The following is a 1,182-nucleotide window of genomic DNA, read 5'->3' as shown; positions in this document are numbered from 1 at the left end:
CGATGTACACCAGCTGCCAGCCCTGCCCGATGTGCACCGAGGCGATCAACGCCTCAGGCCTCGGCCGGGTCGTGTACGCGCTGTCCACCGAGCAGTTCGAGCAGGTCAAACCGGCCACCCCGGCGCCGCGCCCGGTGCGGTACGACGGACCGGCGCTGTTCGACGAGGCGCGCCGGCCGATCGAGGACCACTACTAGGCCATCGGCGCCGATCGGGTGGAGATGGCGGCTCGCCGAGCCGGTGTGGCCCATCTGACCGGGGGCTCGCTCCGGCGCTGCTGACCAAGGTCGACGCGACTGAGCTGCTTCACAGCCAGGCGTTCGGAACGGGCACGAGATGGCGGGAGACCCGCCGGCCGTACGGCTGGCCCGTCACCGTCGCCTGAGGACTCGGGCGGGTGGCAGGCACCCCGTACGGTCGGCGGGGTGTTGTTCGAGCCGGTGACCGCGGAGTTCTCGTTCCTCGACGACGGGAACGAGCTGGTCGGCGACTTCGTCCGGCCGCCCTGGCCGGGGCCGTACCCGGCGGTGGTCTTCGTCGAGGGTTCCGGTCCCGGTGGCCGCGACCAGGGGTCGTGGCAGACGAGGCTGGCCGCAGCCGGCTTCGCGAGCCTCGCCTACGACAAGCCCGGTTCCGGAGCGTCAACGGGTGACTGGACCCGTCAGACCATGACCGACCGCGCCGACGAGACCGTGGCAGCGGTCCGGGCCGTGCGGAGCCGCGCGGACGTGCTGTCCGGCGCGGTCGCGCTGATCGGCGGCAGCCAGGGCGGCTGGGTGGCTCACCTCGCGGCGGCCGCTGACGACGGGATCGCGGCGGTGGTGACGGTGTCGGGTCCGGGCGTGAGCGTACGGATCCAGGAGGAGTACCGGCTCCGCCACCAACTCGCGGCGGAGGGCTTCAGCGACACGGACATCCAGCAGGCGCTTCTCCTGCTACGCGACCAGATCCGGCGGGTCCGGTCGGGCGACGACCCGGCGCGCGTGCACGTCGCGCAGGCGCACTGGCACGGCGCTTCCTGGTATCCGATGCTCGCCGGGACGACACCCGAGTCCATCGCGTTCATCGCGGGCATCGCGGACTACGACCCCGCCCCGGCACTGGCGGCCCTGCGCTGCCCGCTGCTGGCGATCTTCGGCGCGGACGACCTGCTCGTGCCGGTGGAGGCGAGTGTCCGCGCGA

At 72.8% G+C, this 1,182-nt stretch carries 1 protein-coding gene and 1 pseudogene; both read left to right on the top strand.

The features are described 5' to 3' along the window. Positions 1 to 197: pseudogene (locus tag KBX39_RS31615) on the top strand (nucleoside deaminase); the annotation flags it as partial. Positions 198 to 425: 228 nt separating this feature from the next. After that, positions 426 to 1,182: S9 family peptidase (locus KBX39_RS31610; RefSeq protein ID WP_210874084.1), on the top strand; the 757-nt coding region annotated here is incomplete at its 3' end.

It is taken from the genome of Micromonospora sp. D75 (assembly GCF_018070405.1).
GTDB lineage: Bacteria > Actinomycetota > Actinomycetes > Mycobacteriales > Micromonosporaceae > Micromonospora > Micromonospora chalcea.
The sequence above is the reverse complement of the archived record's forward strand: the minus strand, read 5'-3'. Positions and strand labels throughout refer to the sequence as shown.